Annotated in this window: 17 protein-coding genes; 12 read left to right on the plus strand and 5 right to left on the minus strand. The window is 68.1% G+C overall.

All coding sequences use genetic code 11. The annotated features are described in order from the left end of the window. Positions 1-56 precede the first annotated feature (56 nt). The 11 genes from KTR9_RS21295 to KTR9_RS21345 all read left to right on the plus strand — a co-directional run bounded on the left by KTR9_RS21295 (position 57) and on the right by KTR9_RS21345 (position 14,440). A complete protein-coding gene (locus tag KTR9_RS21295) occupies positions 57-1,196 on the plus strand; it encodes an NAD/NADP-dependent octopine/nopaline dehydrogenase family protein (RefSeq protein ID WP_014928062.1) in 1,140 nt (379 codons plus the stop codon). Then, positions 1,193-2,182 carry a 3-hydroxybutyryl-CoA dehydrogenase gene (locus KTR9_RS21300; RefSeq protein WP_014928063.1) on the plus strand — a complete coding sequence of 330 codons (990 nt, stop codon included), beginning with the start codon at positions 1,193-1,195 and terminating at the stop codon, positions 2,180-2,182. Before KTR9_RS21295 ends, KTR9_RS21300 begins: the two co-directional genes overlap by 4 nt. 203 nt (positions 2,183-2,385) lie before the next feature. Next, entirely contained in the window at positions 2,386-3,747 is a 1,362-nt protein-coding gene (locus tag KTR9_RS21305) for an MFS transporter (RefSeq protein ID WP_010840773.1), read from the plus strand. Positions 3,748-3,817: 70 nt separating this feature from the next. Continuing rightward, positions 3,818-4,423 (plus strand): DJ-1/PfpI family protein, encoded by a 606-nt coding sequence (locus KTR9_RS21310; protein ID WP_010840774.1) that lies wholly within the window; start codon positions 3,818-3,820, stop codon positions 4,421-4,423. Further along, positions 4,420-4,866, plus strand: coding sequence for a MarR family winged helix-turn-helix transcriptional regulator (locus tag KTR9_RS21315; RefSeq protein ID WP_014928064.1), 447 nt, complete (start codon positions 4,420-4,422; stop codon positions 4,864-4,866). Before KTR9_RS21310 ends, KTR9_RS21315 begins: the two co-directional genes overlap by 4 nt. A gap of 45 nt (positions 4,867-4,911) precedes the next feature. After that, entirely contained in the window at positions 4,912-6,219 is a 1,308-nt protein-coding gene (locus KTR9_RS21320; protein ID WP_014928065.1) for an aspartate aminotransferase family protein, read from the plus strand. A 10-nt stretch (positions 6,220-6,229) separates the two neighbouring features. Beyond that, positions 6,230-9,214 carry an FAD-binding and (Fe-S)-binding domain-containing protein gene (locus KTR9_RS21325; RefSeq protein ID WP_044508175.1) on the plus strand — a complete coding sequence of 995 codons (2,985 nt, stop codon included), beginning with the start codon at positions 6,230-6,232 and terminating at the stop codon, positions 9,212-9,214. Further along, a complete protein-coding gene (locus KTR9_RS21330; RefSeq protein ID WP_014928067.1) occupies positions 9,211-10,728 on the plus strand; it encodes an NAD-dependent succinate-semialdehyde dehydrogenase in 1,518 nt (505 codons plus the stop codon). Before KTR9_RS21325 ends, KTR9_RS21330 begins: the two co-directional genes overlap by 4 nt. A gap of 50 nt (positions 10,729-10,778) precedes the next feature. Then, on the plus strand, positions 10,779-11,972 hold the full coding sequence (locus KTR9_RS21335) for a M24 family metallopeptidase (RefSeq protein WP_014928068.1): 1,194 nt from the start codon (positions 10,779-10,781) through the stop codon (positions 11,970-11,972). 24 nt (positions 11,973-11,996) lie between these two features. Further along, a complete protein-coding gene (locus KTR9_RS21340) occupies positions 11,997-13,235 on the plus strand; it encodes an aminotransferase-like domain-containing protein (protein WP_014928069.1) in 1,239 nt (412 codons plus the stop codon). Next, positions 13,232-14,440 (plus strand): M20 family metallopeptidase, encoded by a 1,209-nt coding sequence (locus tag KTR9_RS21345; RefSeq protein ID WP_014928070.1) that lies wholly within the window; start codon positions 13,232-13,234, stop codon positions 14,438-14,440. The genes KTR9_RS21340 and KTR9_RS21345 overlap by 4 nt, the downstream gene beginning before the upstream one ends. Here the strand turns inward: KTR9_RS21345 and KTR9_RS21350 are convergent. From KTR9_RS21350 to KTR9_RS21365, 4 genes are all read right to left on the minus strand, one after another. Next, a complete protein-coding gene (locus tag KTR9_RS21350; protein WP_014928071.1) occupies positions 14,437-15,822 on the minus strand; it encodes an MFS transporter in 1,386 nt (461 codons plus the stop codon). The genes KTR9_RS21345 and KTR9_RS21350 overlap by 4 nt on opposite strands. A gap of 118 nt (positions 15,823-15,940) precedes the next feature. Continuing rightward, positions 15,941-16,729, minus strand: a complete 789-nt coding sequence (locus KTR9_RS21355; RefSeq protein WP_193363204.1) for a GntR family transcriptional regulator — start codon at positions 16,727-16,729, stop codon at positions 15,941-15,943. Between the two features lie 10 nt (positions 16,730-16,739). After that, the gene (locus KTR9_RS21360) at positions 16,740-17,276 is read right to left on the minus strand and encodes a DUF3830 family protein (protein WP_014928073.1); all 537 of its coding nucleotides are present in this window, start codon (positions 17,274-17,276) and stop codon (positions 16,740-16,742) included. After that, on the minus strand, positions 17,273-18,679 hold the full coding sequence (locus KTR9_RS21365) for an amidase (protein ID WP_014928074.1): 1,407 nt from the start codon (positions 18,677-18,679) through the stop codon (positions 17,273-17,275). Before KTR9_RS21365 ends, KTR9_RS21360 begins: the two co-directional genes overlap by 4 nt. Positions 18,680-18,735: 56 nt before the next feature. Between KTR9_RS21365 and KTR9_RS21370 the strand changes: the two genes are divergently transcribed. Further along, on the plus strand, positions 18,736-19,476 hold the full coding sequence (locus tag KTR9_RS21370) for a maleate cis-trans isomerase family protein (RefSeq protein ID WP_044508177.1): 741 nt from the start codon (positions 18,736-18,738) through the stop codon (positions 19,474-19,476). 15 nt (positions 19,477-19,491) lie between these two features. On the opposite strand, the gene KTR9_RS21375 is transcribed toward KTR9_RS21370, so the two are convergent. After that, a complete protein-coding gene (locus KTR9_RS21375; RefSeq protein WP_014928076.1) occupies positions 19,492-21,144 on the minus strand; it encodes an HNH endonuclease signature motif containing protein in 1,653 nt (550 codons plus the stop codon). Positions 21,145-21,372 lie beyond the last annotated feature (228 nt).

A 21,372-nucleotide genomic window follows, 5' to 3' on the forward strand; every position in this document is an offset into this window, starting at 1 on the left:
TTTCCTCCCAACACCCAGTGGCCGCACGGGCGGTCCGGAAACGAGGAGGACGATCAGTGAAAGTCTGCGTCATCGGCGGAGGTCACGGCTCTTACGCGGCTGCGGCGGAACTCAGCGAGAAGGACCACCATGTCACCTGGTGGCGACGGGACTCCGCGGCGTTCTCGTCGCTGGTCGAGCGCGGGACGCTCGACATCGACGATCACCTCGGCCGGCGGCAGATCGGTGTCGACGGTCTGCACCTCGGCGACGGCGACACGGGCGGTGGAACCGGCGGTGGCATCTCGATCGTCGCCGATCTCGCCGAGGCGGTGTCCAACGCCGAGGTCGTCGTCGCGCCGGTGCCCGCCTTCGCCCACGAATCGCTCGCCCGGCAACTCGCGCCGCACCTGCGCGACGGTCAGATCGTCTACCTGCCGCCGGGCAGCTTCGGGTCGATCGTGTTCGCCCAAGCCGTGCGCGCGGCGGGCAACCCCGCCGACGTCGCGTTCGCCGAGACCGGCACCCTGCCCTACCTCGCGCGCAAACACGGTGACACCCGCGTCGTGGTCAGCGGATACGCCACGCGTCTGCCCACGGGGGTCTTCCCGGCGCGGCACACCGATCGGGCGCTCGCGGTTCTCGGCGAGGTCTACCCCGCCGTCGAGCGGGTCGAGGACGCCCTCAGCGGCGCGCTGATGAACGCCGGGCCCATCATCCACCCGCCGCTCATCCTGATGAATGCCGGTCCACTGGAACACTTTCCGTCGTGGGATATCCACAACGAGGGTACCCAGGACTCCATCCGGCGGGTCACCTCCGCGCTCGACGCCGAGCGCATCGCGGTCCGGGAGGCACTCGGCTACGGTGCGCCGCACTTCCCGCTCGCCGACCACTACACCGCCGACGGCGACGAGTGGATGTACGGCAACGCCGCCCACGAGAAGCTCACCGACAGCGGCGACTGGCGCGAGAGCATCGACCTGCGGACCCACCGCTACATGACCGAGGACGTCGAGATTGGTCTCGCGCTGCTGAGTTCCGTGGCGACGTGGGCGGACGTGCCGTCTCCGGTGGCCGACGGCCTGCTCGCCCTCGCCGGGGCGGTCACCGGCCGCCCGGCCGCGACCCGCGGGCGCACCTTGGCGAACCTGGGGCTGGCCGACCTCGACCCGTCCGGCATGCGGGCATTTCTCCACGACGGGCCGGCGCAGTGACGGGCCGCCACGTCGCCGTTGTCGGCGCCGGCCGGATGGGCCAGGGCATCGCCGCTGCGCTGGCCTTCGGGAATGTCGCGGTGACGGTCGTCGACCTCCGCGACCGCGGCGCCGGCGCAGCGGCCTATCTCGACGGGGTCCGCGCATCGGTTCGGCAGGCACTCGCGCACAAGGTCACGCTCGGTCTGCTGGCGGTCGAGGACCTCGAGGACGTCGCGGCTCTGGTGACGGTCGTCGGAGAGGTCGACGCCCTCGCCCCGATGGCCGGGGCGGATCTCGTCTTCGAAGCCGTGCCCGAGGTCGCGGAGGTCAAGCGCGACACGCTCACCTGGATCGAGGCCATGGTCGGCGACACCGTCCCCATCGCGTCGACCACGTCGAGTTTCCTCGTCGACGAACTCGCCGGCTCGCTGGCGGCGCCGGCGCGATTCCTCAACGCGCACTGGCTCAACCCGGCCGATCTCATGCCGCTCGTCGAGGTGGCGCCCGGCACGGCGACGAGTCCCGGGGCCGTCGAAGCCACCCGCGACCTGCTGGTCGCGGTCGGGAAGGTCCCCGTGGTGTGCGCCCCCTCGCCCGGGTACATCGTCCCCCGGCTCCAGGCGTTGGTGATGAACGAGGCCGCGCGCATGGTGGCCGAGGGGGTGGCGAGCGCCGCGGACATCGACACCGCTGTCCGCATCGGATTCGGTTCGCGCTTCGCGGTTCTCGGGTTGCTCGAGTTCATCGACTGGGGCGGCTGCGACACCCTCTTCCACGCGTCGAACTACCTACGTCGAGAGCTCGGCGAGAGGTTCGCACCAGCAGCGCTGGTCGAGACGAACATAACGTCCGGCCGCCGTGGGATATCCGACGGCGCAGGCTTTTACGAGTTCGACCCGACCACCGTCGCCGACTACCGGGCGCAGCGGATCGCCGACTTCGCCCGAGTGCTCGACGCCGTCGGACGCCTCGCCCGCCACGAGGAGTTCAGCAAGGCCGACTGACCCGACGGGAGACGCCCACGTCCCGCCACCGGAGTCCCCGGCGGCGCGGTGAAGCACGCCCGGTCGCGTCCAATGAGTCGGCGCGGTAAAGCTTTTCCCGATTCCCCGCGAGCCGCGGGTCCGACACAATCGATCCATCCACGAGTACAGCCAAACGAATGCCGGCCTCCAGGGCCCGTTCGACCACCGATGAGGAGTGATCCGTGGTAACTCTCGACAACTCTGCACCACCCGACCCGTCGGCACCGAGTGCCGCCCCGCCCCGGCGGGAGCGCACCACCCGCGTCGCCGTCGCGTCCGGCGTCGGCACGATCATGGAGTTCTACGACTTCGCGATCTACGGCACCGCGACGGCACTGGTCTTCAACAAGATCTTCTTCAACGTCGACGATCCCTGGTTCGGCACCTTCCTCGGATTCGCGACCTTCGCGGTCGGTTTCGTGATGGCGCCGATCGGAGCCCTGATCTTCGGACATTTCGGGGACAGATTCGGTCGGCGCAAGGCGCTGACCGCGGCCTTCCTCCTCATGGGCGGGTCGACCCTGGCGATGGGCGTCCTCCCCGACTACCAGGCCATCGGGATCGTGGCGCCGATCATCCTGATCTTCCTCCGCATGGTGCACGGCATCTCACGAGGCGGTGAGATCGGCGGCGCGGCCCTGCTCGCCGCCGAACACGCCCCGGCGCACCGGCGTGGTCTGTACGGGTGTTTCGTCACCCTCGGTTCGCCGGTCGGCGGCATCCTGGCCAATCTGTCGTTCGCGCTCGTGCTGCTGATGCCCATGGAGCAGGTCCTGGCGTGGGGCTGGCGCATCCCGTTCCTCATCGGCGGCGTCGTACTGGCGATCGGGGTGTGGACGCGGTCCCGGGTCAGCGAGACACCGGACTTCGTCGAGTCCAAGCGGGCAGAGGAGAACTCGCCGCCGGCCTTCGCGGTTCTCCGGCAGAACTGGCGTCGTGTCGCCCTGGCCGCCGGGATCAACGTCGGTCAGAACTGTTACGCCTTCCTGTTGTTCACGTTCATGCTCTCGTTCTTGACCGAGACCGATCCGGGACGCGGTTTCGAGCGGTCGCCGGTGGTCCTGGGCAGCACGCTGGCGCTCGCGTGCCATGCGGCCACCGTCGTGCTCGGCAGTCACCTGTCCGACCGATTCGGCCGCAAACCGGTGATCGGATTCGGGATGATCACCTCCCTGCTGTTCGCGCCGATCCTGTTCTGGGTCACCGCGTCCGGGTCCCTGGCGGCCTGCATCACGGTCATCTCGATCGGGTTCGCACTCACCGGCTTCGTCTACGGTCCGATGCTCACGACCTTCGCGGAGCTGTTCCCGATCACGCAGCGCTACAGCGGCATCGGGATCGGCTTCCAGGTCGGCGCGGTGCTGGGCGGCGGTCTCGCCCCGATGATCGCGAACCGGATCGTCAGTGCCACCGGCAGTGTGATCCCCGTGGGGATCTACGCGGCAGCACTGATGGCGATCAGCCTCTGCTGCCTGATGGTCATCCGGGAGACCGCGCCGGCCCTCGCCGGACGACCGCCACGACGACAGCGTCTGCGGAGCTGAGCCGAGGCGGATATTGACAGCATCCTGTCTTAATGACAGGATGCTGTCATCATCGTTTCGAGGAGGCATCATGAAAACCGTCCATCTCGCCCTGTACCCGACCCTCGCGGACTGGGAGTTCGGCTACGTGGCATCGGGTGTCAACAATCCCGAGTACCAGGCCGAGCCGGGGTCGTTCCGCATCGTGACCGTCGGCGCCTCGCGGGAGCCGGTCCGCACCATCGGCGGGGTCACGATGGTGCCCGACACCACACTCGACGACGTCCGGCCCGAGGACAGCGCGATGCTGGTCCTGCCCGGCGCCCAGATCTGGGAGTCCAACGACGCCTTCGTCGACGCCGCCCGGCGCTGGGCGGATGCCGGAACTCCGGTCGCCGGGATCTGCGGAGCCACCATGGGCCTCGCACGCGCGGGGCTGCTCGACGACCGACGCCACACCAGCAACGCGCCCGAGCAGCTGACACCTACGGGTTATGACGGAGCCGCACACTACGTCGACGCCCCTGCCGTCACCGATCGCGGAGTCATCACCGCCGCGGCCATCGCACCCGTCGATTTCGCACGCGAGGTCTTCGCACTGCTCGGCATCTACTCTCCGCCGGTTCTCGACGCCTGGTATCAGCTCTACGGCCACCAGGACCCCAGCGGCTTCTACGCCCTGGCCGGCGAGCAGTGAGCGACCACCAAGATCTGCTGTCGGCCTCGGCGCTGACCGCCTTCCGCCTCAACGGCCAGTTCCTCGCGCTCTCCGAACGTCTCGCCGAACCCGCCGCCCTGACCGCCACGCGCTGGCAGGTGCTCGGTGCGGTCCTCGACGAACCGTTGCCGGTCGCGGGTGTCGCGCGGGCGATGGGGATCACGCGACAGAGCGTCCAGCGCACCGCCGACCTGCTCGTCGCCGACGGACTGGCCGAATACCGGGACAATCCGGCCCACCGGCGGGCCAAGCTCGTCGCCCCCACGGCCGCGGGTCTCGCGGCCGTGCGGGCCATCGACCCCGGGCACCGCGAGGCAGCCGACCGACTGGCGACCGTCCTCGACCCCGTCCGATGGGAACAGGCATTGCACGCACTCCAGGACCTCAGCGCCGCACTCGACACACTCGACGGCCAGCGCTGATGTCCAATTGTTGACAATCGTACGATCGGGCGTCACCGTGTACGCATGACCGCCAGCGTTGACTCCCCGATCCGCAACAGCCAGACCGCGTCGCTGAGCCCGGCGCTGAAGCAGGCGACGCCCGTCGTCGTCGACACCGCGGCGGGTTCGTGGATCCGGGGTACCGACGGTCGCGACTACCTCGACTTCACGACCGGTATCGGTGTGACCAGCACCGGACACTGCCACCCGCACGTCGTCGCCGCCGCACAGGCGCAGTGCGCCAAGGTCATCCACGCGCAGTACACCACCGTCATACACACGCCGCTCCTGGAGCTCACCGCTCGTCTCGGGGCGGTACTGCCCGCCGGACTCGACTCCGTCTTCTACGCCAACTCCGGTTCCGAAGCCGTCGAGGCCGCCATCCGCCTCGCACGGATGGCCACCGCGAAACCCAACATCATCGTCTTCCAGGGCGGATTTCACGGCCGGACGGTCGCGGCCGCCAGCCTGACGACCGCGGGGACCCGCTTCTCGGCGGGCTTCTCGCCCCTGATGAGCGGCGTGCACATGGCGCCGTTCCCCTACGCCTACCGATACGGCTGGGACACCGACACCGCCGTCGACTTCGCGCTTCGCGAGCTCGACTATCTGCTCCAGTCGCGCGTCGCACCCAACGACACCGCCGCGTTCCTCATCGAACCTGTCCTCGGCGACGGCGGATACCTGCCCACCCCACCGCGGTTCCTCCAGGGTCTGCGGGAACGAGCCGACCGCCACGGCATCCTCCTCGTCCTCGACGAGGTGCAGGCGGGATTCGGTCGCACCGGCAGGTTCTGGGGTCACCAGCACGCCGACGGACTGATCCCCGACATCCTCATCACCGCCAAGGGTCTGGCATCCGGCTTCCCGATCTCGGCGATCGCGGCGCCGACGGCCCTGATGAGCAAGGCGTGGCCGGGGTCGCAGGGCGGCACGTACGGCGGGAACGCCGTCGCGGCCGCCGCCGCGATCGCGACCCTCGACGTGATCGAGTCCGAGGGTCTCGTCGAGAACGCTCGCGTACGCGGTGAGCAGCTGCTCGCCGGCCTGCGAGAGGTGTGTGCGGCGTTCCCCGGGGTCGGGGACGTGCGCGGCCTAGGACTGATGGCCGGGATCGAGTTCGTCACCACGGATGCCGCCGGGAACACCACGCCCGACGCGGCGGCGGCGCTCGCCGTCCAGCAGGCCACCACGGCCCAGGGGCTGCTGTCCCTCACCTGCGGGCCTTCGGCCAACGTCGTGCGTCTCATCCCCGCTCTGGTGGTCACGGCCGAGGAGATCGACCTCGGTGTCGCCCGGTTCGCGGCCGCACTCGCCACCGCGCTCGGTTAGCCCGGTTCCGGTGGACATCGCGGCCGAACTCACCAGACTCGGCGTCGACGCAGACTCCTCGACGCGTCGCCTCGCCGAATACTCCTACGACGCTTCCAATTACCGGGTTCCACCGCTGGCCGTCACCTTCCCGCGCACCGCCCGGGAGGTCGCGACTGTGGTCGGATGGTGTCACGAACACCGGGTACCCGTCGTCCCTCGCGGTGGCGGTACCTCGATGGGCGGCAACGCGATCGGCCCCGGAGTGGTGATCGACCTGTCCCGGCATCTGGATCGGGTCCTGTCCGTCGACGCCGAATCCGCGACCGCGGTCGCAGGTGCGGGGATCGTGTTGACCTCCCTCGCCGCCGAGGCACGGGCCGCGACCGACGGCACGCTCACGTTCGCGCCGGATCCGTCGTCGGCGTCGCGTGCGACCCTCGGCGGTGCGATCGGCAACGACGCCTGCGGCAATCACTCGGTCCGCCACGGTCGCACGAGCGATCACATCGTCGAATTGCATCTCGTCACGGCGGAGGGGTTGCTGCTCACCGCAACCCGCGACGGACTGCGGGCCACCGATCCCGCCGACGGTGCGGCGGTGACGCGGGCAGCCGAGATCACCGGATCGCTGCGGGAGCTGACCGCTGCGAACCTGGCCATCCTGCGGACCCAGCTCGAGACCATTCCGCGGCAGGTCTCCGGCTACCACGTTGCCAAGCTGCTGCCGGAGAACGGTTTCGACGTGGCGCGCGCCCTCGTCGGCAGTGAGGGAACCTGCGCGATCGTCGTGTCGGCGAGCGTCGCGCTGGTGCCGGTCGCGACATCGCAGCTCCTGCTGTGCATCGGCTACCGCTCCCCCGCCGACGCCGCTCGGGACGTACCGGCGATCCTGCCGTTCGCGCCGTCGGCCATCGAGGGCATCGACCGCAAGATTGTCGCCACGATGGCGGCCCGGCGTGGCCGCGAGTCCGTCGCGGGCCTGCCCGCGGGATCGGCCTGGCTGTTCGTCGACCTCGACGAACACAGCGCCGCCACACAATCCGAATCCGATGTGTCGGCCACCGCCAAGCGGCTCCTGGACCACCTGCGTGCGCAGGGGCGGATGATCGGCGCCGCCGTGGTCGACGACCCCGTCCACCGCAAGGCGCTCTGGCGTGTCCGCGAGGACGGCGCGGGTCTCTCGTCACGACTGGCCGATCCCGACGACGAGAGCATCGGCGACGGTTACGAATCCTGGCCGGGCTGGGAAGACGCAGCCGTCGCGCCCGAGCGGCTCGCCGACTACCTCGACGACTTCGCCGGCCTGCTCGACCACCACGGTCTCACCGGTGTCATGTACGGACACTTCGGCGCCGGCTGCATGCACGTCCGCATCACCTTCGACCTCCGGTCCGCCGAGGGACGCACGGTGATGGCGCGCTTCTGTACCGAGGCCGCGGAACTCGTGGTGCGGCACGGAGGTTCGCTGTCCGGCGAGCACGGCGACGGACGGGCCCGGTCGGCACTCCTGCCGATCATGTACACCCCGGCGATGATGTCGGCCTTCGCACGGTTCAAGGCGATCTGGGATCCGCACGGAATCCTCAACCCGGGCAGCATCGTCGACCCGGCACCCATCACCACCGACCTCGCCCTCGCCGACGTGCCGCGTCGCAGCTGGCCCACCAGCTTCACCCTCGGACATGACACCGCCGGACCGGATCCCGCGGAGCTCCCACTCATCGACCCGTTCGTCCACGCGGTGCAGGGGTGCATCGGTGTCGGACGGTGTCGTGCGGATGCCGGCGGGGTGATGTGCCCGAGCTACAAGGCCACCCGCGACGAGAAGGACTCCACTCGCGGTCGAGCCCGCGTGCTGCAGGACATGGTCCGCACCGCTCCCACCGTCGACGACGGGTGGCGGTCCACCGATGTCGCCGAGGCCCTGGAACTGTGCCTGTCGTGCAAGGCGTGTTCCACCGACTGCCCGACCGGGGTCGACATGGCCACCTACAAATCGGAGTTCCTGGACCACCACTATCGGCGGCGGCTCCGGCCGCTGTCGCACTACTCCCTCGGGTGGATGCCCGCGTGGCTGTCCGCGGCGGGGCTCGCGGCACCGGTTCTCAACCGCGCACTGCGGTCCCGGCTCAGCGGTCTCGCCGCACGCGCCGGCGGCCTCGATCCCCGACGCACCATGCCCGCCTTCGCCTCGCGGCGGGCCCGGCGCACCCACCTCGGACCTCTCACCCCCGTCGACGCGAGTTCCTCGGTCGTGTTGTTCGTCGACTCCTTCACCCGAGCATTCCGCCCGCATGTGGCCACCGCCGTGGCCGAGATCCTCCGCGCTGCCCACTCCGTCGACCGTGCGTCCGATCCCGTCGGCTGTGCGTCCGACAACTGTTGCGGCCTCACGTGGATCTCGACGGGGCAGCTGGGCCGCGCCCGAAAGGTGCTGCGCCGCACCGTCGCCGACCTCGACGACGGCACGGACAGGCCGATCGTAGTTGTCGAACCCAGTTGTGCAGCGGCGCTGGCGAAGGATCTTCCCGAACTCATTCCGACCGAGGCCGCGCGGCGCGTGGCCGCACGCGTGCGGAGTTTCGCCGCCCACCTCCCCGCTCTGCTCGATGCGGGCTGGCGACCACCGGCCCTGCCCGACGAGGTGACGCTGCAGACCCATTGCCACGAGTACGCGGTCTTCGGCGCGCGGGTCGGCGTCGCCGCTCTCGAGGCCCTCGGGGTCACCGTGCACACCGCAGACGGGTGTTGCGGTGTCGCCGGCAACTTCGGTTTCGAGAAGGGGCACTACGAGGTCAGCATGGCCGTCGCGGAAAACGGCCTGGCACCTGCACTGCGCGACGGCCCGCATCGGCCCGTCGTCACCGACGGTTTCAGCTGCGCGATGGCCGTCGAACACCTCGCGACCGTCGACGACAACCTCTCCCGTGGGCGGCCACGCGGAGTCCATCTCGCCGAGCTGCTCGCCACGTCACCCGATACAGCCACCGACATCCGAGGAGTACGACCATGACGGCCCCCGCCCCCGTGACCCCGCACAACGCTCCCGAAGCCGTGTCCCGCGTCAACACCGACCTGTTCATCGGTGGCACATGGACTCCTGCCGCTTCCGGCGAGCGCTTCGACGTCGTGAATCCGGCCACGGGCGACGTGCTCGCCCGCGTCGCCGACGCCGACGCCGTCGACGCCAGGCATGCGCTCGAGACCGCGGCCGCGCATCAGGCCGGGTGGGCGGCCACCTCACCGCGCAGCCGCAGCGAGATCCTCTATCGCGCACATCGGCTCATCATGGACCGGGTCGACGGGATTGCCGCGGTGATGACCGCCGAGATGGGTAAGCCTCTCGCCGAGGCCAAGGGCGAGGTCGCCTACGGCGCCGAGTTCTTCCGATGGTTCGCCGAGGAGGCCGTCCGCATCGGCGGCGATTCGACCACCACCGGCGACGGATCGCATCGGATCGTGGTGACCAGGCAACCCGTGGGCCCGTGCATCCTGATCACGCCGTGGAATTTTCCGTTGGCCATGGGAACCCGCAAGATCGGGCCGGCGATCGCGGCTGGCTGCACCATGGTCCTCAAACCCGCCGAACTCACCCCGCTCACCACTCTGCTGCTGGCCGACATCCTCGTCGAGGCGGGCCTCCCACCGGGTGTGCTGAACGTCGTGACCACCAGCGACCCGTCGACGGTCGTCACCGAGTGGATGGAGAGCGGCCTCGCCCGCAAGATCAGCTTCACCGGGTCCACCGAGGTCGGGAAACTGTTGCTGCGACAGGCGGCGGGCACGGTCATGCGGACATCGATGGAGCTGGGCGGCAACGCGCCGTTCATCGTGTGCGCCGACGCCGATATCCCACGAGCCGTCGACGGTCTGATGTTCGCCAAGATGCGAAACATCGGTCAGGCCTGCACCGCCGCCAACCGGGTCTTCGTGCACCGCAGCGTGATCGACGAGTTCACCGCCGCTTTCGCCGCGAAGATGGCCGGGCTGCGGGTCGGCGACGGTGCGGCCGACAACGTCCAGGTCGGCCCGCTCGTCGAACGCGCGGCCGTCGAGAAGGTCTCGACGCTGGTCTCCGACGCCGTGGCCAAGGGTGCAACGGTGGTCTGTGGAGGTGAGAACCCGGAGGGCCCAGGCTTTTTCTATCCACCGACCGTCTTGACCGGCGTCGGACTCGACGCGGATCTCATGCGCACCGAGATCTTCGGGCCGGTGGCCGCGATCGTCCCGTTCGGCAATGCCTACGAACCGGACGATCCCGCGGCCGACGACGAGGTCATCGCGCTGGCCAACGACACACCGTGGGGGCTGGTCGGCTATCTGTTCAGCCAGGACGTCGACCGTTGCGCCAGACTGTCGGCCGCGCTGGAAACCGGTATGGTCGGGGTCAACACCGGCGCCGTGTCCAATCCGGCGGCCCCGTTCGGCGGGGTCAAGGAATCGGGACTCGGACGCGAAGGTGGACGCGTGGGCCTCGAGGAGTTTCTCGACATGAAGTACACGGCCACGCCGATTCCCCTTCGCTGACAACATTTCCGGAACCGGTCTGGGTTCAGACAGGCAGGAGCGAGAAAACCATGTACCTGGGTGCTCAGCTGTTCACCGACAGCGAGTACGAGCAGCGCCTGACCCGTGTCCGTGAGCTCATGGACCGTCAGGGTCTGTCGGCGATCATCGTCACCGATCCGGCCAACATCTTCTACCTGATCGGCTACAACGCCTGGTCGTTCTACACCCCGCAGATGCTGTTCGTGCCGATCGACGGCGAGATGGTCTTCTACGCTCGCGAGATGGATGCGCATGGCGCACACCGGACGACGTGGTTGCCGGCCGATCAGATCGTCGGCTATCCGGAGAGCTACGTGCACCGTCCGCACCTGCACCCGTTCGACTGGGTCGCCTGGTCGCTGCGCCAGCGGCACCTCATCGCACCGGCATCCAACACCGGGTCGGTGGGTCTGGAGATGGACTCACACTTCTTCTCCCCCAAGGCCTACCGCGCACTGTTCAACGCGATCCCGGAGTGGAAGCTCGTCGACAGCTTCGAGCTCGTCAACTGGGTACGCTCGGTCAAATCCGACGCCGAGGTGCAGCTGATGCGCCAGGCCGGAATGGTGTGCTCGAAGGCGATGCGCGCCGCCATCGACACCATCGACATCGGTGTCCGGCAATGCGATGCGGCCGCGGCCATCTCGCAAGCGCAGATCACCGGCACCCCGGAGTACGGCGGTGACTATCCGGCGATCGTCCCGATGATGCCCACCGGCGCGGCGGCCGACACCCCGCACCTCACCTGGCACCAGGGCACTTTCGTCGAGAACGAGGCAGTCGTCATCGAATTGACCGGTGCACACAACCGCTATCACTGCCCGCTCGCCCGAACCGTGTCGCTCGGCACCCCGAGCAAGGACCTCGACTACGTCGCCAAGGCCACCGCCGAGGGACTCAACAACGTGCTCGAAGCCATCAAACCGGGCGTGGCCACGCGCGAACTCGCGTCCACGTGGAACTGGACGCTCGCGAAGTACGGCCTCGAGAAGCCCTCGCGGCTGGGCTATTCGATCGGCATCGGGTATCCGCCCGACTGGGGCGAGCGGACCATCAGCATCCGCAGCGAGGACGAGTCGGTGCTCGAGACCAACATGACGTTTCACATCGTCTGCGGAATGTGGATGGACAACTATGGTTTCGAGCTGTCCGAGTCGGTCCGCGTCAGCCCGACCGGCGTCGAGACCTTCACCGACTTCCCCCGCGAACTGATCCAGAAGTAGCCACAGAGAGACGAGGTGAAGAAAGTGACCACAACCGAAACCGCCTATCAGACCCGGCATTCGGCACCAACACTACCGTTGGCGGGCCGTGCCAAGGACCTGGTCGGTTCGATGATCGATTCGTCGACCTCGCTGCTGGCCGCGCAGTCGCACGACATCGTGCGCTTCGCGATGGGGTCCCCGGCGGACGAGGCGGTGCCGGCCGACGAGTTCCGTCAGATCGCCGGTGAGATCCTGGACAACTCGTCGTTCACCTACGGGGCCACCGAGGGCGAACCACGGCTGCTGCAACTCCTCGTCGACTATCTCGCCACGACTCCCGACCCGTCCACCCTGGACCGGCTGGTCATCACCACCGGCGGGATGCAGGGACTCGACCTCGCCTGCAAGCTGTTCGTCGACCCCGGCGATCTGGTCGTCGTGGAGTCCCCCACGTACACCAACGGCAGCGCCACCGCGCTGTCGTATGGCGCGCAGCTGCTCGAGGTCCCCGTCGACGACGACGGTATGCAGGTCGACCAGCTGGAGGCGCTCGTCGCGCGCACCCGTCAAACGCCCAAGGCGATCTACACCATCCCCACGTTCCAGAATCCGTCCGGCGTCACCATGTCCGAGGAACGACGCCGCGAACTGCTACGGCTGGCGCACACCTGGGGTTCGGTCGTCATCGACGACGATCCGTACGGGCTGTTGCGGTTCGCCGGCACCGACATCCCGACCTTCCAGACCCTGAGCCCCGGCGATCCGCTGATCTTCTCCGTGCGCACCTTCTCCAAGATCCTCGCCCCGGGCTGGCGGGTCGGCTGGGTCGATGCGGATCCGTCGCTGCGCCAGCTGTTGATCAACGGCAAGCAGGCGATGGACACGTGCACCAACGTGCCCAATCAGCACATCGTCGCCGAGTACATCGCCCGCGGCGGTCTCGAGGACCACCTCGCCGGGATCCGGGTGCTGTACCGAGAGCGCAAGAACGCCATGCTCGACGCCATCGCGCGTCATCTGGGCGATCGCGTGGTGACCACGAACCCCGAGGGCGGGTTCTTCCTGTGGGTCACGTTGCGCGAGGAGTTCGCCGAGATCGACACCCGGGAGCTCTTCGAGATCGCGCTCGCCGACGGTGTGGCGTTCATCCCCGGCCCCGCGCTGTCGCCGGGCGGACGCTTCCGGAACTCGATGCGCCTCTGCTTCGCATCGAGCACCCCGGAGCGGATCGACGAGGGTGTCCGGCGTCTCACGGCCAGTCTTGAGAAGATGGTCGGGTGAGTGGTGAACCTGACCTGACTGCAGCCGAGTCCGCAGTGCTCGGCTTCATCGACGAGGCCGCCATCACCTCGCTCACCTCGGCCCTGGTCGAGGCGTCCAGCGAGAACCCCGGCGGCACCGAGTCGGCCGCAGTCGCGGTCCTCGAGAATGCCTGCCGCACGCTCGGTTTCGACGTCACGACGCACGAAGTGTCCCCGGGGCGACCCAATCTCGTCGCCACCGTGCGCGCCGGGACAGCACCAGGGCTGATGTTCCTCGGACATTCGGATGTGGTCCCGGCGGGCCCGAATTGGTCGGCCGATCCGTACACGGTCCGTATCCGCGACGGCCGGATCTACGGCCGCGGTGCCACCGACATGAAGGGCGGACTCGCCGCCGTCGTCGCGGCGATGAACGCCCTCTGCCGGGCCGGCGAGGCCGGCATCGAACTCTCCGGACCGGTCCGCCTGGTATGCACGGTCGACGAGGAGGAACACGGAACCGGCGTGCGGGACTTCGTGGGCCGTCCCGCCGACCACGAGTTCCTCGGTTGCGTGGTGGCCGAACCCACCGACATGCAGGTGGTCCGGGGCTGCCGGGGCGCGTCGTACATCGAGATCGAGGTGACCGGACGCGCCGCACACTCCGGACGCCCCTCGGACGGACGCAGTGCCATCGACGCCGCGGCGGCCATCGTCGAGATCATCCGGGCCGACGGCGAGCGGCTGGCCGAGTCCGCCGACGATCTGCTCGGCCACGGCACCTGGAATGTCGGGACCATCGCGGGCGGACACGGCATCTCGGTGGTCGCACCCGGTTGTTCACTCGGCATCGACCGGCGATTGATGCCCGATGAGGACCCGCATCGGATCGCCGAGGACCTGCGAACGGCCATCCGCGACAGCGGGATCGACACCGACGGCATCACTGTCGACGTCCGGGTGACCATGGAGATGCCTGGTTTCGCGACCGACGGCGCGCATCCGCTTGTCACCACGGCTGTCGGTTCGGTCGTCGACGCCGGCGCCGTCACCTCCGTCGGCGGGTGGACCGCTGCCTGCGACGGCGGTTTCGTCAGCCGGGACCTCGGTGTCCCGTCGATCGTGCTCGGACCCGGCAACATCAACACCGACGCCCACCAGCCCGACGAGTCGGTCGCCATCGCCGATCTGGTCACCGCGGCGCGGGCTTACACCCTCGCCGCGATGCGCCTGCTCGGGCCCTAGTTCGCCTCCTGCTTCTGCAGCGCCGTGAAATCGTTCTCGAGGCTCGGGATCTCGGTGCCGCGGAGCGAAGCACCCGCGGTCTCCTTGAGGAAACACAGGGCGACCATGCCGATGGCACACGCACCCATCATGTAGACGGCGGGGAACAGGTTCCAGTCGGTGCTTTCCACGACAGCGTCGTTGACCAGCGGCGCCGTCCCGCCGAAAGCGGCGGTCGCGACGTTGTAGGAGATCGCGAAACCCGCATAGCGGACCTGGGTCGGGAACATCGCCGGGAACGTCGCCGAGATGGTCGCCAACTGGGGTATGTAGAGCACGCCCAGGATGACGAATGCGACGATGGCCCAGGCGAATCCCTGTCCCATCAGCCAATAGAGCGGTAGCGCGAGGACGAACAGGCCGATCAGCGAACCCCACCACATGGGTTTGCGGCCCGTCGAATCCGACCACCACCCGAAGAACGGAATCAGCAACATCATCACGAGCTGGCCGATGAGGTTGACGACGCTGGCCGAGGTCTCGGACAGATCGATCGTGTTCTGCAAGTAGGTCGGCTGGTACGCCAGCAGCGTGTAGTTCGCGACGTTGAGCGCGATCACGAGACCGAACATGGTGATGATCGGACGCCGGTAGTTGACCAGCAGATCCTTGAATCGGCTGTAGGCCGATCCCTTGATCTCGTTGTCCTGCTCCAGTTCCTGGAACACGGGTGTGTCTTCCATCTGCGACCGCAGGTACAGGCCGATCAGGCCCATCGGCAGCGCGAGCAGGAACGGGATACGCCAACCCCACTGGTCCATCTGGCTGTCGGTCAACGCCAGCTGTAGCAACAGGACGAACAGTGTGCCGCCGCAGAAGCCGGCGAGGGTTCCGAATTCGAGGAACGACCCGTACTTGCCGCGCTTGTTGTCGGGCGCGTACTCGGCCATGAACGTTGCGGCACCGCCGTATTCACCGCCGGTGGAGAAACCCTGGATCACGCGGAGCAGGATCAGCAGTACCGGCGCCCAGAAACCGATCGACGCGTGTGTGGGCAGCAGACCGATCAGCGCGGTCGCCCCGGAGATGAGCAGGATCGTCATCGCGAGAACAGATTTGCGTCCGATGCGATCCCCGATCGGACCCCAGACCATGCCGCCGAGCGGCCTCAGGACAAACGAGATCGCAAAACCCAGCATGGTGCCGACGGTTCCGAATTCGCCGGGGAAGAATGCCTGTGTCAGGTAGACCGAGGCCGCGGCGTAGACGCCGTAGTCGTACCACTCGGTGGCGTTGCCGATCGCTGAGGCACCGATGGCCTTGCGGAGGAGTCTCCTGCCCTCGGGAGAGTTCGGGTCCGGTGCGAGCTGCTCGTAGGTGTCTGCTGTCGTCGTATCGCTCATCTGCGCTTCCTGATTCGTGGGGCCGCTGAGGGTCGAGCTCGTCGTGCAGCGCTCGGTGGACCCACGAGGTGCACTGGCAGCGAGTTCTCGGCTGCGTGCTTCCTCCGGCCGCGGGCGATCAGCCCCTGGCCACCTGAAGGCCGGCGACGTCCTCGCCGTCACCGATCAGGCGACGCAACCCGTCAGCCATGTGCTCGATCATCAGAGCATCCGCCGCCGCGGCATCTCCCGCGGCGATGGCGTCCACCAACGCCTGGTGTTCGTCGATCCGGTCCTTTCCCGAGGAATACGTTCCTCGCATGGCTCGCAGGCACATCCGTGTCTCCACGAGAATTGTCTCGTGCAGACGCGAAAGCCTCTGACTTCCGGCATATTCCACCAGGGTCTGGTGAAAGGCCATGTCCGCCTCCGCCATCCCGGCGCCGTTCGGCTCCTCGATGTGGTCACGCATCGCGTCGACCGCCTCGGCCAGCGCCTGTACCGTCTCCTGCTCGCCGTGCGCGATCACCTGCTGCACGGCAGCGCGTTCCACGGCAGTCCGCGCGACGTACATGTCCCGGATGTCGTCGTCCTCCATCGAGACCACGAACAGGCCGCGGTTGCGGTGGCTGACCAGCAGCCCCTCAGCGGTGAGACGCTGCATGGCCTCGCGGAGGGGACCACGACTGACGCCCAGGTCGGCCGCCAGGCCCGACTCCGTCAATTGCGAGCCGGGTGCGAAGTCCCCATTTGCGATCGCATCGTGCAACTTACGCGCGATGATCGCCGGTGTCGATTCCTGAACCAACGGCGACAACACCCGGCGACGTGGCGATTTACCCTGTTTGGGCTGGTGGACAACGGTTCTGTTCGTCCCCGGGTCCTCCGGACCCGGAGCCTCGGCCCCCACCTTCATCGTCACCGTCATCCCCTCTTTCTTACCGTGAATGGCGCGCATAAGTCAGTGTTTCCCCGCGCGCGCCGCCCATCCAGACGTCGTTGCAGGCTGCGGCGAACTCGTCGAGTCCTTCGACGATCGTCGCGAACACGTTGCCCGGGACCCAGCCCACGTCGCCGTTGACCAGCAGATTGTTGCGACCGTAGAAGACCGCGAGGTCGATGAGGAGCCGGTGCTCGGCGGGCGCCGATCCGAGCTCGTAGCCGTACGCCGGATTCTCGAGCACCCCGTCGAATGTGAAGTAGCACAGGTCACCGGGTATCGGGGTGATGGTGGTGTTCTCCATGCCCGGTTCCGCCGGGGCGAAGGCCGGCAGCAACGTGTAGATCTCATTGCGCGCGAACTTGCCGTGAAAGACCTGCCCGCCCAGCGGCAGAGCGTCCCAGACCGCGGCGGCGGTGCGCGGCGCCTCGGTGTCCAGTATCCGCGCCACGGCGCGGACGCCTCGCCTCTCCAGTGTGACGGTGATGAATCGGTCATCCCGGGACCGCACGCCGCCCCGCTGTTCATCGGTCACGCCCGATCCCCCAACATGGTGAACCCGGCAGCGGCCTCGTATGCCGCGGCGACACGCAGCACCGTGGCGTCGTGGTGCCGTGCGCCGACGAACTGCGCCCCGGTCGGCAGGCCGTCGGCGAATCCGCTCGGCACGGTGATCGCCGGCTGTCCGGTGAGATTGAACGGGTAGGTGTACGGAGTCCACGAGGTCCATTCGGGGGACGGCGACCCATCCGGAACGGTGCGACCGGCCCCGAATGCCACGGTGGGCATCGACGGCGTCAGCAGGACATCGAATTCCTTATGGAGAAGGCTCATCTGGGTACCCATCTCCATCCGCAGGGCGGTGGCACCGACGACATCGGATGCCCTGAGATCGCGGTGGCGCTCCAGAGCCTCCATCAGCAGTGGATCCACGCTCTCGGCCGCACGCGGTCCGAGCCCGCGGACGACGACATCGGCCCCGGCGTACCAGATGACGTGGTACGCCCAGGCCGGGTCATCCCATCCGAGGTCCACCTTTTCCACGGTCGCGCCGAGCTGCTCGAGAACCGACGCCACTCGATCGGTGTTGGCCTGCACGCCAGGGTCATTGGAGCCGAACCCGAGATCGGCGCTGTAACCGACACGCAGGTCCGCGAGGTCGCGGACATCGGCGATCGCTGCGACCGCACCTGTCGTCGGCGGAGGCAGAGCCGACCAGTCGCGGGCATCGAATCCACTCAGGACATCAAGCAGCGCAGCACAATCCGATACCGTCCGCGTCATCGGCCCGACGTGGGCGACCGGTGCGAACGGACTCGGCGGATACATCGGCACCCGTCCCAGCGTCGGTTTGAATCCGACGACGCCGCAAAACGCGGCCGGTATCCGGATGGAACCGCCGCCGTCGGTGCCGACCGACAGCGGTCCCAGGCCGGCGGCGAGCGCGGCGGCGCTGCCACCACTCGATCCACCCGACGTGCACGAGGTGTCCCACGGATTGCGGGTGATTCCGGTACGGGGGCTGTCGGTCACACCCTTCCAGCCGAACTCCGGCGTCGTGACCTTTCCGAGCAGCACCACGCCGGCTTCGCGCAGGCGTGCCACCGCGGGCGCGTCGGTGTCCCACACCATCTGGTCGGGTTCGATCATCAACGAGCCGCGCAGTGTCGGCCATCCCGCCGTCAGGAGGAGATCCTTGATCGAGACCGGGACGCCGTCGAGTGGGCCGAAGGGTGTCCCGGCAGCGAACCTCGCAGTGGATTCCCGGGCCTCGGCGATCGTGCGGTCGGGGTCGACCAGGCAGAACGCATTGATCGACGGATCGACAGCCTCGATGGCGTCGAGCAGTTCCGTGGCCACCGTTTCCGGTGTGAGCGCACCGGTACGGTAGGCCTCGGCAAGTTCCGTGGCGCTGAGCCATCGCGTGGCGTCCGACATGCGCCCCCTCGGAGACAGTTGGTAGATTGTTGACAATCTACCTCGGAGGTGTGGGCGTGACAACTGCCGTCGCGATGCTCTATCCCGGCCACGCCGCCGAGGACGACTATGAACTCATCGAGGCGGCCATCGGCGCCGCCGAACCCGCACTCGATGTCCGGCTGCCGGTCCTCATCACCGCAGTGGACTCCGACGACCACACCATCGAGGCCATGGCCGCGGTCGGCGAGCAGGACCGCCTCGCCGACGGCGTGCGTCGCGCGCATGATCTGCACCCGTCCGCCGTGATGTGGGCGTGCACCTCCGGCAGTTTCGTCTACGGCTTCGACGGTGCCCGACGCCAGGCGGCCGACGTCGCCCGGCGGGCGGGTCGCCCGGCGTCGTCGACGTCACTGGCGTTCGCCGAGGCGTGCCGGCATCTCGGCCTGTCGCGGATCGCGATCGCCGCGACCTACCCGGAGCCGCTGGCGACCCGCTTCACCGGATTCCTCGCCGACGCCGGTGTCGAGGTGGTGGCATTGCGCGCCAACGACATCGGGACGGCGACCGAGGCGGGGACGTTCGACGGCGACGGCCTGTTCGAGATGCTGGCGCGCGCCGATTGTGAATCAGCACAGGCGATTCTGGTTCCCGACACCGCGCTGCACACCGCGATGTGGATCACCGACCTCGAGGCCAGGTTCGGCAAACCCGTGCTGACCGCAAACCAGGTCACCGCGTGGGAGGGGCTCCGACTCACCGGTCTCTCCGTCGAGGTCCCCGGCCTCGGGAGCCTGTTCACCTCCGCTGCCGGTTGAGCGACCCCCACTCGCTCAATACGGTGGTGGGTCGAGGCGGTCGAGTTCTTCGCGGGCTCTCTTGTTGCGGGCGCGTTCGTTCCGCCGGCGGGCGAGCTTGGCGTCCAGTCGGCTGGGGGCGCGCTCCGGGTTGTCGGAGGTGATCACCCGCGGGGCGGGTGGGGCTTGGGCGGCCTGTTCGAACCGGATACGCCGCAGGTTGGGAAAGGTGTCCTCGAGGGTTTCGGCATCCCCGGGCAGGATGACACCTTCGGGGGTCTCGTACTCGGTGACCAGGCGACCCTCCCCGTCGCGGTACTGCACATCCACCCAATCCCCATGGGTCTTGAGTAGGTGACCGGCCCGGCATTTGGCGTTGAGGTTCTCACTCGACGTCGCACCACCCCGGGAAGGGTCGGTGTGGTCGTACTCGGTGACGTGGTCCAGATAGCAGGCGAAGGCTGAACGGGTGCAGCCAGGTTCGGTGCAATACCCGTCCCGGACCCGCACGAAATCGGCACACGACGCGGTCGGCCGATACCCATTACCGGGGTGAGTCGCCGGATAGACCACCGCCACTGATGCGGTGGTGTCGTGAGAGTGCGTTGTGGCGGGGTCGTCTTCGCTGTCGGCTCGGGTGTACTCGGCTGGTGCCGAGCGCTGGGCGCTCCGCCGCTGCGCATCGTCGTCGCTACTGCCGGCCACATAAGTGGGTGGGGTGCGGGCCGGGGTGACGGTGGTGAGGGTGGCATCCGGGCGGGCGGCGAGGTCCCGCACATGTTCATCGGAGATGATGCCGTGCTCGTCGAGGAACCCCACCCCCGGCGCCCCAGCCAGGGTCGCGGCATCGGTCACCACGTGGATCACGATCTCGGTGCGCACCGCGTCGAGCACATCTTGTGGCTCCGGAATGACGGCGGTGCACTCCTGTTCGTCGTGACACTGGCAGTCGAAGCTGGTGCGGGTCAACAGGGCGAACATCGCATCGGACTGCCGTATCCCTTTGGTGCGGCCGTCACGCTTGCACACCGCGTCGGCCAGGATGGCGACGGCTTTCGCCGAGATCCGTGCATTCTCCGCCGACATCACGGCGGTGAGTTCGGCGGTGCCGTCGGGCAGTTCGTGGGTCCACACCCCACGCTGGTCCATAGCGTCGCGGCGACGTTGCCGCACCGCATCCGGGTCGTGGCGGAAGACGAGGCGGTCGACCATGTCTCGTAGTCGGGCCCGGTCCCACACACCTGTGCGGCGGCGCAAAGTATCGGCGATCTCGGCATCCAGCCCGGGGGTGATCGGGTCATCGGCAGGGATCAACTCGGTCCGGGAGATGACCAACCGGACCTGCCACAACGACAAGATCCCGTCACGCAGGGTGTCGGCGACCTCGGGCAAGCGGTCACGGAGCGCGATCGCCTCATCGATCAGGATCTCTGCCTGTCGACGCGACACCCCGGCCTGGCGGGCGATGCGGGCGGCGCAGTCAGCATGACCGTCCATGACGAATCCCGATGCGCTGGTGGTGATCAGTCGGTCGGCCATCGCCGCGATCGTCTGATATCGATGCCACGCCAGGTAGGACTCTCCGCGCCGGGTGGCGTCGAGGCCGCCCATCAACGTGACCATGTCGGTCTCGGTCGCGTGGGCAGGATCGGCCCCGGCGACGAACTCGCCTGGCAGATCGGTCCACACCTTCACCACGCCCCCCCGACGGCTGTACCGATCACCCACCCCGAGCTGGGTGATCTGTTACGACCAATCTAGACCCGACCACGGACAATTCCGGATGAGTCTCCACAGTAGATCGCATCATTGTCGTGACGGGTTGCGACGCATCCGGATTCACGGGTCGACGTAGTTGGGGTGGGGACGGCCTGATTCTCGGTAGTTGAGTTTCTCGGGTCGCCAGATGGTTTCGAC

The organism is Gordonia sp. KTR9, assembly GCF_000143885.2.
In the GTDB taxonomy this organism is placed as follows: domain Bacteria; phylum Actinomycetota; class Actinomycetes; order Mycobacteriales; family Mycobacteriaceae; genus Gordonia.